General features: G+C 68.9%; 11 protein-coding genes and 1 tRNA gene. 1 reads left to right on the top strand and 11 read right to left on the bottom strand.

Features of this window, described 5'->3' with window-relative positions; genetic code table 11:
- Positions 1-102: 102 nt before the first annotated feature.
- The 7 genes from E0E18_RS02295 to aspS form a co-directional block, all read right to left on the bottom strand.
- Positions 103-1,068 carry a shikimate dehydrogenase gene (locus tag E0E18_RS02295; RefSeq protein WP_130839222.1) on the bottom strand — a complete coding sequence of 322 codons (966 nt, stop codon included), beginning with the start codon at positions 1,066-1,068 and terminating at the stop codon, positions 103-105.
- A 1-nt stretch (position 1,069) separates the two neighbouring features.
- Positions 1,070-2,254: an endolytic transglycosylase MltG gene (gene mltG, locus E0E18_RS02300; protein WP_130839223.1), complete on the bottom strand. Its 1,185-nt coding sequence runs from the start codon at positions 2,252-2,254 to the stop codon at positions 1,070-1,072.
- Between the two features lie 86 nt (positions 2,255-2,340).
- The gene (gene ruvX, locus E0E18_RS02305) at positions 2,341-2,880 is read right to left on the bottom strand and encodes a Holliday junction resolvase RuvX (RefSeq protein WP_066588669.1); all 540 of its coding nucleotides are present in this window, start codon (positions 2,878-2,880) and stop codon (positions 2,341-2,343) included.
- A gap of 14 nt (positions 2,881-2,894) precedes the next feature.
- The gene (alaS, locus tag E0E18_RS02310; RefSeq protein ID WP_130839224.1) at positions 2,895-5,624 is read right to left on the bottom strand and encodes an alanine--tRNA ligase; all 2,730 of its coding nucleotides are present in this window, start codon (positions 5,622-5,624) and stop codon (positions 2,895-2,897) included.
- 81 nt (positions 5,625-5,705) lie between these two features.
- A complete protein-coding gene (locus E0E18_RS02315; RefSeq protein ID WP_130839225.1) occupies positions 5,706-7,118 on the bottom strand; it encodes a replication-associated recombination protein A in 1,413 nt (470 codons plus the stop codon).
- A 21-nt stretch (positions 7,119-7,139) separates the two neighbouring features.
- On the bottom strand, positions 7,140-8,393 hold the full coding sequence (locus tag E0E18_RS02320) for a phosphotransferase (RefSeq protein ID WP_130839226.1): 1,254 nt from the start codon (positions 8,391-8,393) through the stop codon (positions 7,140-7,142).
- Positions 8,394-8,469: 76 nt separating this feature from the next.
- A complete protein-coding gene (gene aspS / locus E0E18_RS02325) occupies positions 8,470-10,293 on the bottom strand; it encodes an aspartate--tRNA ligase (RefSeq protein ID WP_130839227.1) in 1,824 nt (607 codons plus the stop codon).
- A 211-nt stretch (positions 10,294-10,504) separates the two neighbouring features.
- Here aspS and E0E18_RS02330 point away from each other — a divergent pair, with 211 nt between their 5' ends.
- Positions 10,505-10,867: a hypothetical protein gene (locus E0E18_RS02330; RefSeq protein ID WP_237559599.1), complete on the top strand. Its 363-nt coding sequence runs from the start codon at positions 10,505-10,507 to the stop codon at positions 10,865-10,867.
- A gap of 67 nt (positions 10,868-10,934) precedes the next feature.
- Here E0E18_RS02330 and E0E18_RS02335 read toward each other — a convergent pair whose 3' ends face one another.
- From E0E18_RS02335 to E0E18_RS02350, 4 genes are all read right to left on the bottom strand, one after another.
- Positions 10,935-11,729 carry a glycerophosphodiester phosphodiesterase gene (locus E0E18_RS02335; RefSeq protein WP_130839228.1) on the bottom strand — a complete coding sequence of 265 codons (795 nt, stop codon included), beginning with the start codon at positions 11,727-11,729 and terminating at the stop codon, positions 10,935-10,937.
- Positions 11,726-12,487, bottom strand: a complete 762-nt coding sequence (locus E0E18_RS02340) for a metal-dependent hydrolase (RefSeq protein ID WP_066588653.1) — start codon at positions 12,485-12,487, stop codon at positions 11,726-11,728. The genes E0E18_RS02335 and E0E18_RS02340 overlap by 4 nt, the downstream gene beginning before the upstream one ends.
- An 89-nt stretch (positions 12,488-12,576) precedes the next feature.
- Positions 12,577-12,652: transfer RNA gene (locus tag E0E18_RS02345), tRNA-Lys, on the bottom strand.
- 85 nt (positions 12,653-12,737) lie between these two features.
- Positions 12,738-13,691, bottom strand: a complete 954-nt coding sequence (locus E0E18_RS02350) for a diacylglycerol/lipid kinase family protein (protein ID WP_130839229.1) — start codon at positions 13,689-13,691, stop codon at positions 12,738-12,740.
- Positions 13,692-13,765 lie beyond the last annotated feature (74 nt).

A 13,765-nucleotide genomic window follows, 5' to 3' on the forward strand; every position in this document is an offset into this window, starting at 1 on the left:
TATAGGGCCGGTGCCCCCGCGGAAGTCACCATTCTCGTCTCCGTCGGCGGCGTCAGAGCTGTAGAAGAGACGACCCTGACAGACCCTGACTGCCGGTGACCGTCAGTCCAGCCGGAGGTGTTCCCTGAGTGCAGAATACATCGTCGACACAGACGCGGTGGAGCCGGTGAACAACCGGAACTGTTCGGCCCCCTGACCCGCCAGCATCAGCAGACCGTCGGCGACAGGCCTGCCGAGCGACCCTGCAGCGGACATCAGGCGGGTGGGGTACGGATCGTAGATGACGTCGACGACCGCTCCGGCCAGCGCAAGGTCACCGGCATGCTCCCCCGCTGCAGCCTCCGGCACCGTGGAGACCAGGACTCCGGCGTCCTCACAGACCCCGGGAAGCTCCGGGGAATCCAGCCGGACCCAGGAGAAGGTGGCACCGGTCCGGGACTCCCCCTCATCCCCTGTACCGCCTTCGACGAGGCTGCGCAGCCCCAGGGCCCGCTCCGAACGGGCGGCGACACAGATGTGCCGTCCCCCGCGGGCCACGAGAGCAGCGACGGCGGGGCGGGCGGTCCCGCCGTTTCCGACGACCACGGCACGCTCAGGCACGGCGTCCCCCAGCACCGAGTTGAGGCAGGTCGTCACCCCGTCGACGTCGGTGTTCTCCGCGGACCACCGCCCGGTGGGCCGTCCCCTGCCGTCACGTACCGGGGTGAGGGTGTTGGCGGCGCCGACTGCTCTGGCGCGGGCTGAGGCTGTGTCCGCGATCTGAAGTGCCACCGGCTTACCCGGCATCGTGACCGAGTAGCCGCCGACACACGCGGGGGCGGCGGAGGTCAGTTCCCGCAGTTCAGCGGTGTCCCCGGCCTCGACGCGCACGTACCGGAAATGGGGGTTGCCCCGGGCTGCCCGATGGTGGATCACCGGGGACAGGGAATGCGCGACGGGTCGTCCCAGGACCGCGCACAGGCGGACCTGTGCGGGGTCGAGCGACCGCGCCAGCCCGAGGAATTCATCGACGGTGAACGTCTGACCGGCTGTCCCGCCGGGCACATCAGCGGGCTTCTCAGCGGGCATATCAGCGGGCACTGTCGAGGACCCCGTTCGCACGGGACTCCGCGATGGCCGCCTCATGGGCGGCGAAGTCACGGTTGAACACCGTCGTGCCGTTCTTGTCGACGGTCACGAAATAGAGCCAGTCACCGTCGGCCGGGTGTTCCATGGCCTGCAGCGCCTCCACACCCGGTGAGGCGATCGGGGTCGCCGGCAGCCCTTCCCTGGCGTAGGTGTTCCACGGTGTGAGCCGTTCACGGTCGGCGTCGGTGGTGGCGACCTCCTGGGCGTCAAGGTCGTAGTTGACGGTGGAGTCGAACTGCAGCATCTGATTCTCGTTGAGGCGGTTGAGGATCACCCGGGCGACCTTGTCGAAGTCACCTGCGGGGGCTTCCCGCTCCACCAGCGATGCGGCGGTGAGCACCTGGTAAGGGCTCAGACCGACGGTGGAGGCCATCTGGACCAGGCCGGTGCCCTCGTACTGGCGCGCTGAGGAGGTGACCAGCTCGCGGAGGATCTCCTGCGGACCCGACGTCGGGTCGAACAGGTGGACGCCCGGGGAGATCAGGCCCTCGATGCGGCGACCGTCGGCCCCGCGGGAGTTCACGTCGGCGACCGCCCGGTCGGGGACGCCGAGTTCCGCCGGGTCGGTGTCCGCGATGGTCTGGTGGAGTTCGTCGACGCTGACGCAGGTGTCCAGACCGTCGGTGAGGCCGTCCCGGCAGGAGTTCGCGGCAATCATCGACAGGATCCCGGTGCGCACCTCCCCGCCGACGACGGCGGTGTCGTCGAGGGTGAGCCCGTTGGGTACGTCGATGACGCCAAGGCGACGGTTGTCGTCGGTGAGTGCCCTGAGGGCGGAGGACGCGGACATTTTCTGCTGCAGCGCGTAGTACCCGGCCTGCAGGTCACGGACCTCTCCGGTGCGTTCGGCGTCCTCGGCGGCGCTGATGATCGCCGACCGGGAGCCGACGACGTCCTCGTCGAGCAGACGCGGGACGAGCCCGGAGACCGTGTCCCCCTCCTCGACACGCACGAGCACCACCGACCCGTTCCCCTCCCCCTCATAGTCCCTGGTCCCGACAACTTCGCGCTGCCAGTAGACGTAGACGACGACGAAGACGAGGAGGATCGCGAGGGCGGTCGCCAGGGCGAAGGACCACTGGCGACGCCGGCGGTACTTCGGCTCAGTTGTAGTTGTTCGTGGCATTACTGAAAGTCTCCGCGCCTTTCCGGAGCACGGTGGTGCTCACAAGGGGTGCTGCATTCTCCGGCGATCATTCTCGCACGAAATGATCACAGATCGTTATCTGAGGCCTCTGTACGGGCCAGATACGCCTTCCTGGCGTCAAGCCAACCCTGCAGAATGTGGACGGCGGCGGCCTGGTCGATCCGGGACCGGCCCTTCTTCTCGTTCACCCCGGAGGCGTGCATCGCGTTGGACGCCGCCATCGTCGACATGCGCTCGTCGACGAGCCTCACCGGGATATCGAGATGACGCCGCAGACGGTCCGCATAGTTCTCCGCACGTCGGGTTGAGGCGGTACGGCGGGAACGCAGGGTCACCGGCAGACCGACCACCACCTCGACGACGAAGTTCTCCTCGACGAGTTCGAGGACACGACCGAACTCCTCACCGGGCCACGCTCCGGAACTCCGGTCAGCCTGGACGGTCTCCAGAGGGGTGGCGAGGATACCGTCCGGGTCGGACAGTGACACCCCGATGCGGACCGTCCCGATGTCGAGGCCGAGCCTGCGGCCCCTGCCGGCGTCATCGTCCCCGGGCCGGTCGGGTACCGGGGCGGGACGGGACCGGTCGTCGGCGTGTGCGTTCACTCCTCGCCCCGTCCCTACTTCGCCGAGGTGGCGACGACGTCCTTCACCGCGGCGACGGCGGCGTCGATACCCGTGGTGTCCGAACCGGAGCCCTGGGCCATCGCAGGCTTGCCGCCGCCCCGTCCGCCGACGTACGGAGCGACGGTCTTCACGATCTCTCCGGCACTGACCCCCGACTCCACGGCCGCGTCCGTGGCCGCGGCGATGAAGGGGACCTTGCCTGACCCGCTGTCGGAGGAGATGAAGAACACGACCGCGGCGTCGGCACCGAAGCGTCCCTTCGCCTCGTTGGCGAGGGTGCGCAGGTCACCGGAGGACACACCGTCGGGCACGCGCGCGGCGACGACCCGCAGGTCCCCGACGTTGACCGCGGCGCGGACATAGTCACCGACCTTCGCGGTCAGCTCAGCGGCACGCAGCTGGGTCAGCCGCTTCTCGACCTCGTGCAGTCGGGAGGTCAGGGCGTCCACGCGGTCCGGGAGCTCCTCCGCAGGGACCCGCAGGCGGGTCGCGAGGGAGTCGGACAGCTGGTGCTGGAAGGACAGGAAGCGGAAGGAGTCCACCCCCGTGTACGCCTCGATGCGACGGATCCCTGAACCGACGGAAGACTCTCCGAGCACAGCCACCGGGCCGATCTGGGAGGAGTGGCCCACGTGGGTTCCTCCGCACAGTTCCATGGAGAAGGGACCACCGATCTCGACGACCCGGACGCGGGAACCGTAGTTCTCGCCGAACAGGGCCATCGCACCCATCTTCTTCGCCTCGTCGAGGTCCGTCTCGACGGTGTTGACGGTGTAGTCGGCGTCCACCGCCTCATTGGCGATGAACTCGATCCGGCGCAGCTGGTCCTCGGTGAGCTGCCTGCCGTAGCTGAAGTCGAAGCGCAGGTAACCGGGCCGGTTCATGGAACCGGCCTGCACGGCTGTGGGGCCGAGGACCTGTCGCAGTGCCGCGTGGATGAGGTGGGTGCCGGAGTGCGCCTGGCGGGCGCGGTGACGCCACGCGTGGTCGACCTTCGCGGTGACGCGCTGCCCGACGGCCAGTTCCCCGCCGGTGACGGTGACACTGTGCAGCCACACCTTCTTACCGGTCTTCTGCACGTCGTCGACCTGTGCCGCTCCGCCGGTACCGGTGATTGTGCCACGGTCGGCGAGCTGCCCGCCGGACTCCGCGTAGAACGGTGTGCTGTCGAGGATGATCTGGACCTGACTGCCCTCCCCTGCCCGGTCGACCAGGGCGCCGTCGGCGACGATCCCGAGGACCGTGGCCTCAGCCTCGGTGGACGTGTAGCCGAGGAAGACCGTGGGGTGGTTGTCGACGAAGGGACGGTAGACGGAGACGTCGGCGTGGGCGTGCTTCTTGGCGCGGTTGTCTGCCTTGGCGCGGGCCTTCTGTTCTGCCATGAGGGCGTCGAAGCCCTCCCGGTCGACGGTCAGACCCGATTCCGCGGCCATCTCGACCGTCAGGTCGATGGGGAATCCGTGGGTGTCGTGGAGGGAGAAGGCGGCCTCTCCCCCGAGCTCCGTACCACCGCCGGCCCGGACCTTTGCGGCTGCCTCCTCGAACAGGCGGGTGCCGGATTCGAGGGTCTTGAGGAAGGCGGTCTCCTCTCCGACGGCGACGGCGCGGATACGCTCCCAGTTGTCGGCGATCTCCGGGTAGGAGGGGGTCATGGTCTCACGGACGGTGTCCATGAGCTTCTCCATGGTCACTCCGGTGGCGCCGAGCAGGCGTGCGGAGCGGATGATGCGGCGCAGCAGGCGGCGCAGAATGTAGCCGCGACCTTCGTTGCCGGGGGTGACGCCGTCCAGGATGAGCATCAGACCGGTACGGCAGTGGTCGGCGATGACACGGAAGCGGATGTCGTCGGTGTGGGCGGCATGATAGGCCGCCGAGGTCGTGTCACCGTCAGCGGCGAGGGACTCGCTGCGGCCGTAGGTCGCGCCGGTGAGCTTCTCGGCGACGCGGATGACGGGGGCGAGGAGGTCGGTCTCGTAGACGTTCTCGACATTCTGCAGGATGCAGGCCACCCGTTCGACACCCATGCCGGTGTCGATGTTCTTCTTCGGCAGCGGGCCGAGGATCTCGAAGTCGTCCTTGCCGATGCCCCTGCCGCGCTCGTTCTGCATGAACACGAGGTTCCACAGTTCGATGTAGCGGGTGTCGTCGACGACGGGTCCACCGTAGCGGCCGTACTCCTCGCCACGGTCGTAGTAGATCTCGGAGCATGGCCCGCAGGGGCCGGGGATACCCATGGACCAGTAGTTGTCCGCCATCCCGAGGCGCTGGATACGTTCCTCGGGCACGCCGATCTTCTCGTGCCAGATCTGTGCGGCCTCGTCATCGTCCAGGTACACGGTGACCCAGAGACGGTCAGGGTCCAGCCCGAATCCGCCGTCCTCCAGAGATCCGGTGAGCAGGGTCCAGGCGTGGGTGATGGCACCTTCCTTGAAGTACTGCCCGAAGGAGAAGTTCCCCGCCATCTGGAAGAAGGTGTTGTGCCGGGTGGTGATGCCCACCTCCTCGATGTCGAGGGTCCTCACGCACTTCTGGATGGAGGTGGCGGTGCCGTTGGGGAACGGCGGGTTCTGCTGGCCGAGGAAGTAGGGCTTGAAGGGCACCATGCCGGCGTTGACGAAGAGCAGGTTCGGATCGTCGAGGATGAGCGAGGCGCTGGGAACCTCGGTGTGCCCCGCCTTGACGAAGTGGTTGATGAATCGCTCGCGGATCTCATGCGTCTGCACGTTGACGGAACCTTCTTGCTGTGTCTCTGGGTTGGTCTGGATGTTGGTCTGGATGAGTCGGTGATTTGCCGGTTGCCCAGTCTACCTGCCGTCGCGGACGATACTGCGCAGGGTGTCCAGGGTTGCGGAGATCTGGCGTTCCCGCCCGTGGTCGGTGGGTTCGTAGTAGCGGGCGCCAGCCAGATCCTCCGGAAGGTAGTCCTGCGCGAGGACGCCACGGGGATCGTCGTGGGGGTACCGGTATCCCACGGCGTTACCGAGTCCCTCCGCCCCGGAATAGTGGCCGTCACGCAGGTGGGGTGGCACGACGGTGCCCTTCCCCGCCCGCACGTCGGCGAGGGCGGCGTCGACGGCGGTGATCACCGAATTCGACTTCGCCGCGGTGGCCAGATGGACCGTCGCCTGGGCCAGCGGGATCCTGCCCTCCGGCATGCCGATGAAACTCACCGCCTGATGGGCGGCGACGGCGATCTGGAGGGCCGTGGGGTCGGCCATGCCGATGTCCTCGGAGGCGTGGATGACCAGGCGGCGGGCGATGAAACGCGGGTCCTCCCCCGCGTCGATCATCCGGGCGAGGTAGTGGAGTGCGGCGTCCGGGTCCGAGCCACGGATGGACTTGATGAAGGCACTGACGATGTCGTAGTGCTGGTCCCCGTCACGGTCGTAGCGGGCGACGGCCCGGTCCGTGGACAGCGCGACGGTCTCGACGGTTATCTCCCCGCCACTGTCCTGGACGGTCTCCGCGGCCGCCTCGAGGTAGGTCAGTGCCCTGCGTGCGTCACCTGCGGCCAGGGCGGTGAGACGGTCGCAGGCTTCGTCGGTGAGGGTCACCGAGCCGCCGAAACCGCGGGGGTCGTCCACCGCCCGCCGCAGCAGAGTGGCGATGTCCGCGGGTGCCAGCGGGGTGAGCTGGACGAGCAGGGACCGGGACAGCAGGGGCGCGACCACGGAGAAGCTCGGGTTCTCGGTCGTCGCCGCGACGAGCAGGACCGTACGGTTCTCGACGGCGGAGAGCAGGGCGTCCTGCTGGGTGCGGGAGAACCTGTGCACCTCGTCGATGAACAGCACGGTCGACACACCGTCGACAAGCATGCGCCGGGCTGTGTCGATGACCGCCCGGACCTCCTTCACCCCGGAGTTCAGTGCGGACAGTGCCTCGAAGCGGTGCCCGGACGTTCCGGCGATGAGGGAGGCGACGGTCGTCTTCCCCGTCCCGGGTGGTCCGTAGAGGATGACCGAGGATTCACCGCGCCCCTCAATCAGACGGCGCAGCGGGGCTCCCTCACCGAGGACCTGCTCCTGGCCGACGACCTCGTCGAGGGTCCGGGGGCGCATCCTCACCGCCAGCGGGGCATGGGCACCGGGGTGGAAGTAGGATTCGGCGGAGCGTGAGGGCGGTGCAGGGTCCGCTGCCCGGCGGCGGGGCTCCCGGCCTGCGCCGTGTTCCGGGGTGCCGTGTCCGGAGGATCCGACCTCGAAGAGTCCCTCGCCCATGATGCTGTGATTCCGGCGCGGTCAGCGTGACCGGAGCCGGCTCCTTGTCTGGGGCACTGCCCCGAGTTCGGCGAGACGCTCCAGCAGACTGCTGGCGAAGAGCGCGACCCGGGTGTACCGGCCGAGGGTGTCACTGCCGTCCCTGCCCGCGTCCGCTCCGGTCGCGGAGGTGGCGGCGGTCGTGGCGAAGCGACGGACCGATTCGACGGTGGTGGCGAAGTCCGCCAGGTGGGTCTCGGGAAGGCGGTCGAGCTGGCGTGCCCCGTCGGTGGGGGTGTCGGCTCCGGCGATGACCGCCAGGGTGCCGTGGTAGAGCAGGGACAGGCTCATCAGTGTCCAGCCGATGAGGGAGGTCATCAGTGCCTCGGTGAGCTGGTGGTGGTCGCGGACCTCCGGCCACACCGAGACAACCTCGGACGCCCAGGCGTCGATGAACTCGTTCGCCTCGTCCTCGTCGAGCAGCGGCGTGGAGATGTCGTGGGGGAATCCGGCGATGACGCAGGCGACGTCGAAGACGATGTCACGGAATCCCGCCCACTCGAAGTCCAGGAAGACGACCTGGTCGGACAGCATGATGTTGTCCGGGGTGAGGTCGAAGGGGGTGAAGGCCCGCAGACTGGAGCGTTGCTGCCGGTGACCGGCCTCCCGGGCGAAGTCGACGACCGCGTCGGGGATCTCCACCCCGCTGCCCTCCAGCAGGTCGAGGCCCTGGGTGACCAGTGCCGCGACGTCGACGTCACGTTCACCGACCTGTCCGAGGGGCAGCCCGTGGCGGGTGTACTGGCGGCGGTTGAGGGTGGCGAAGGACTCCTCACCGTCTGCGGTCGCCACCTGCATACGGCCCAGTGCGCGGCCCAGTTTTCGCAGGGCGGAGGCGCGCTGCGCGGCGTCCTCACGGACGAGAATGTCCGCGAAGCTCTCTCCGGTGCCTGCGTCAGAGAGCACGATGATGCGCTCGTCGATGTCGTGGGCGAGCAGCAGCGGTCCGGGACGATTCTCGGAGGGCAGGGTGTTGGTGTACTGGTAGGCGACGACTTCCCTGATCATCGCGGCATTCGCCTCGGCCTCCGGTGGTGTCCCTTCGGCGAGGGCGGGCAGCTGCTTGATGACGACAGACCGCTGCTGCAGGAACGGGTTCGGGGTGACCTTCGCCCGCAGGACCAGTGAGTCACTGGAACCCCCGAGGTCCTCGGGGTGGGTGAGCTCCGGGGTGCCTCCGAACCTGCGGCCCAGCAGGTGGGTCGCTCTGTCGAGGACGGTGTCGGTACTCAGCACGTCGGCTCCTTCAGGCAGGTGGTCGGATGTGGCCGGGGCGGGCCGGGTGACCCGTCGGTGACTCCGGCCGGATGGGCTAGTCGGCTCCGGCGGCACCGGCCACCGTGTCCTGTTTCTTCGCCCCGGTCCTGCCCGGTCGGGCGTCAAGGCCCGCCTCGTGGCGCTGCTGGGCGGTGATCGGCGCCGGGGCATCGGTCAGGGGGTCGACTCCGCCACCGGACTTCGGGAAGGCGATGACGTCGCGGATCGAGTCGAATCCTCCGAGCAGCGACACGATCCGGTCCCAGCCGAAGGCGATGCCGCCGTGCGGCGGGGCACCGAAGGCGAAGGCGTCCAGGAGGAAGCCGAACTGCTCCCGTGCCTCCTCCTCGGTGATGCCCATGACGGCGAAGACCCGCTCCTGGACGTCACGGCGGTGGATACGGATCGATCCGCCGCCGATCTCGTTGCCGTTGCAGACGATGTCGTATGCGTAGGCGGTGGCCTCACCCGGGTTGGTGTCGAAGCTGTCCATCCACTCCGGCTTCGGAGAGGTGAACGCGTGGTGCACGGCGGTCCACGAGGAGTGGCCGAGCGCGACGTCCCCGGAGGCGGTGGCGTCCGCGGCCGGCTCGAACATGGGCGCGTCGACGACCCAGGTGAACGCCCAGTCACCTTCCCTGATCAGGCCGAGGCGTTCGGCGATCTCGCCGCGGGCGGCACCGAGCAGGGCGCGGGAGGGCTTCACGTCACCGGCGGCGAAGAAGATGCAGTCACCTGGTTCCGCTCCGACGTGGGCCGCGATGTTCGCGCGTTCGGCGTCGGTGATGTTCTTGGCCACCGGGCCGGAGAGGGTGCCGTCCTCACCGACGAGGATGTAGGCCAGGCCCTTGGCACCGCGCTGCCGGGCCCAGTCCTGCCAGGCGTCGAGGGTGCGCCTGGGCTGGGAGGCTCCGCCGTGCATGACGACCGCGCCGACGTAGGGGGCCCTGAAGACCCGGAACGAGGTTTCCGCGAAGAAGTCGGTGCACTCGGTGATCTCGATGTCGAAGCGCAGGTCCGGCTTGTCCGAACCGTAGCGCCTCATGGCGTCGGCGTAGGTGATCCTGGGGATCGGTGTGGGGATCTCGTAGCCGATCTGCCGCCACACGGCGACGAGGATCTTCTCTGCCAGGGAGATGATGTCCTCCTGGTCAACGAAGCTCATCTCCACGTCGAGCTGGGTGAACTCGGGCTGCCGGTCGGCGCGGAAGTCCTCGTCACGGTAACAGCGGGCGATCTGGAAGTACCGCTCCATCCCGGCGACCATGAGCAGCTGCTTGAACAGCTGGGGGGACTGCGGGAGGGCGTAGAACGAGCCGGGCCGCAGACGGGCGGGGACGAGGAAGTCCCGTGCGCCCTCGGGGGTGGAGTGGGTCAGGGTCGGGGTCTCGATCTCGGTGAAGTCCTCGTCGAGAAGGACGCCGCGGGCCGCCTGGCTGACCCGGGACCGAAGTCTCAGGGCTCCGGCCTGCCGTTCGCGGCGCAGGTCGAGGTAGCGGTACTTCAGGCGGGCTTCTTCACCGACCTCCCCTCCCGAGGAGTCCTCGATCTGGAAGGGCAGGGGCGCCGACTCGTTTAGGATCTCCAGGGAGCTGACGTTGACCTCGACGTCGCCGGAGGCGAGGTTCGGGTTCTCGGAGCCCTCGGGCCGGTCCTCGACGATTCCCGTGACCCTGATGCAGTACTCGCTGCGCAGGTCATGGGCGCGTTCGGCGACCTCGCTGTCGCGGAAGACCACCTGGGCCAGGCCGGAGCGGTCACGCAGGTCGATGAAGATCACCCCGCCGTGGTCACGTCGCCGGGCGACCCACCCGGTGAGTGTGACCTCCTTCCCGCTGTCGTCGGAGCGAAGGTCGCCACACAGATGCGTCCGCAGCACGTCGCGTTGTCCTTTCGGATCTGGTTGAAGGAGCGGCGCTCCACAGAGGCCTCCCCGGCTGTCACCGGCGCACGTCCTCCGGGGTTCCCGGCGGCAGGGTGCGCGCATGTCGACCCTCGAGCGTACTCCCCCGCCTCCCGGGTGGTCGGGGGTGGGTGTACCGGGTGACCCGGCCCCGACGTTTCCGCCGGGCAGCCGCTACCGTGGGGTCATGGCCGAGAACCTTCCAGCAGATACCCCGGACAGCGGAACGGGACGCAGCCCTGCCTCCCGGGGCCCGGACGACGGTGCCCCGCGTGACTCGGACGGAATCCCCGACCAGTTGTCCGTCGAGGACACCATCGTCACCCCGCTGGACCGCAGGGACGTGTACCGCTTCTTCTGGGTTGCCAACCAGGTCGTGCTGGTCGTGTCGGCGGTCGTGGCGGTCTGCGCGATCGTCTACGGTCTGGCGGCCGGTGAACCGGGCGCCTGGGTCACCGGTATCGGCGCCACCGTCGTGAGCATGCAGTCGGTGATCGGCCTGCTCCTGGCCCGCCTGGGCAGCGACCTGAAGTTCGCCGGCCGGATCTGAGGACTGCCCTGTCTGCCGCGTGCCGGCTGCCGCCCGACGAATACGGTCGGTGTCTCTCGGGGCCGGCTCAGGCGAGCGACCGGGCGAACCCGTCGGGGTCGTCGGTGGTGATCTGGTCGACCCGCAGTTCCAGCAGGACGCGGGCCTGCGCGAGAGTTGTCTCGTCGGGGCCCGTCAGGGTGTAGGCGTCCACGAGTTTTCCTGCGGCGTGGAAATCGGCGACGATGTCGTGTCCGCGACCGGCCGCAGCAAGGATGATCCGGTGGTCGAGGTAGACGGTGTCCGCGGAAGGCTGGGCGTCGAGGGCGTCGCCGACGAAACGGGCGATGTCTGCGGTGCGTCGCAGGCGCAGTACCGCCCGCCGGGTGCAGGGGTCGTGCCCCAGTCTGAACCGCGGGTCCTGCCGGGCCACCGTGGCCGCGGCGCGAGGGTCGGTTCCGGAGACGATGACGTGTGACGCCAGTGCCCCGACGGCCCCGGCTGTCCGCCGGGCGTTCGCCGGGGTCATGACGGACGCGTTGTCTTTGATGTCGAGCTGCAGCAGGGCGGTGGACGGAAACTGTCCGCCGGTGTCCTCCCCGGCACCGGGAGCTGTACCGGTGGTGCGGGCGTCGGCGAGAGTGCACAGTGCCGGTGCCGGCTGTCGTCGGCGCCACCGTCGGACGGGGTCATGGCGGATCTCAGGGACGCCGTCAGCACTGACCCTCACGTCGATCTCCACGCTCGCCCCCTCGCGCAGACCTTCGGTGATGCGGGCGAGGGTGAAAGGGGTGTCGGTGGATGTCCGCCGGGCCCGGTGCCATTTGAGTCTGGTGAGATGTCCGTCGACGAGGATGTCCGTCGACGACCTTCCGGTGGTCATGCCTCCATGAGTACCAGCACCAGCTGCCACCCGCTGAGCGCGGTGAAGACCAGGCACAGCGCCCGGTCCGCGACTCCGGAGGTCGTGACCGTGAGTGCCGGGGGCAGGGTCCAGTTCCACCACCGGCGTCCTTTCCGCGGTATCAGCGGCGAGGTCAGCGGGACCCCGGTCTTCGTCAGGGCGTCCCCTGCCAGGTGTGCCAGTACTCCGGCGGTCACGGCCGAGGCCGGCAGCAGCGGTGTCTGCAGTGCGGGGACCGTGAGGTAGGCGGCGACTCCTGCTGCGACGGCGACGAGGACGACCACGGGTCCACCCCTGGCCGAGCTCCATTCCGGGAACAGACCGCGTAGGGCCAGTCCTGCGAAGAAGACGAGCATGACGGTGACGCCTCGTTCCCCCGCCACTCCTCCGGCCGCCCACGCACATGCTCCGGCGAGGAGGGCGAACCAGACGGTGTGGGTCGCCGTCCGGTGTGCACCGGTGACGCGGGTGTCCCTTCGGGTGCCCGTGGCGTTGACGACGAGGACGCTGACGGCCGCGACGGTGCGGGAGAGGACCCCGGTGACGAAGCCGAAGGACCTCGAGACGGTCGAGCCGGGTGCGTCGAGGTCCGGCAGAAGTGCGGCCCCGGCGGTGATGCCGGCGTAGCAGAGGATCTCGGGCACACCGGTGGCGCCGCCCCAGGCGGTCGGCAGGGTGGTTGCCAGTGCGAGTCCCGCGGCAGCTCCGGACATGGCATGGGTCGGCCCCTGGACCATCCGCTCCCCCTCCGTCCCTGGTTCCGGGGTTTCTGCCCCGACTGCATCCGGTTGATCCTGCCCGTCTTCCCCCCCCGGGCCGGGTCATGTGGTGCGCCATCAGGGACTCGAACCCCGAACCCGCTGATTAAGAGTCAGCTGCTCTGCCAATTGAGCTAATGGCGCCGGTGGCGACGGCCTCGCCGCGCAACAGTCGGATACTATAGGCCCCGGTCTGACAGGGGCGCAATTCAGCTGGTGGATGCCGGTTTCACCGGAAGGAGGCCGGGGCCGGGGCGATGACGTCCAGTGCCCCGGGGACGCATCCGAAGTCCAGTCGGCTGTGCCTGCCGACGTAGTCCCCGTCGATCTGCACGTCGGCGGGCGAGGTCCCGGTGAAACGTACGGTGGGAACGTCGTCCTCGCGCACCAGGTGGGCCGACCGTGGGTTGCGGGACCCGGTGAGCAGCCTGCCGGCCAGGACGAGGGTGGGCACCACCGCCAGTGAGGTCAGTGCGGCCACCCCGAGTCCGTGGTCGAGGTCGGTACCCGGGTTGGTCCGCAGGGCGAGGGGCCCCAGGTAGGTCCACGGGCTGGTGTTGCTGACGAATCCGAATCTCACTTCTTCCACGGTCCTGCCGGGCATGTCCACGGTGAAGGTCGGTGAAGGGTGGGCGGGAGAAAGGAAGGTGCCCAGGGCCGTGGTCACGTAGCGCAGGTCGGTGACCCGGCGTCCTGTGGCCCGCAGCTGTTCCATGCGCCGGATCACTGTGGCGTCCAGCCCGGTTCCCGCGGTGAACAGGAACCAGCGTCCGAGGGTGTGCCCGAGGCTGACGGGCCGTCGGGTCCCGCGGTCGAGTCCCGTGGCGAGCTGGGCGGCGGCCCGCACGGGGTCCGGGTCGATGCCGAGGGCACGGGCGAAGACGTTGGCGTTGCCGCCCGGGATGACGCCGAGGGCCGGCAGGTCACCTGCTGCGGGCCGGTCGGTTCTGTCAGGTGCGCCGAGCATGCCGTTGACCACTTCGTTGACTGAACCGTCACCTCCGTTGACCACGACGGCGTCGAAGGTTCCGGCGGCCAGGGCACCGAGTTCGGTGGCGTGGCCGCGGCGGGTGGTGGCGACGAGTTCCACACTGTGTCGGGCGGACAAGGACTCGTACAGACGGTCACGGCCGGCACTGCTGGTCGTGGTCGCGAAAGGGTTGGTGATCAGCATGACTCGCACAGGTGACGATGCTACTGGTGACCCGGGGACGCCCGGGGCGGCGGTCACGTCCGGGCACTCGGTAGGCTGGGACC

Source organism: Corynebacterium neomassiliense, from assembly GCF_900626215.1.
Taxonomy (GTDB): Bacteria; Actinomycetota; Actinomycetes; order Mycobacteriales; family Mycobacteriaceae; genus Corynebacterium; species Corynebacterium neomassiliense.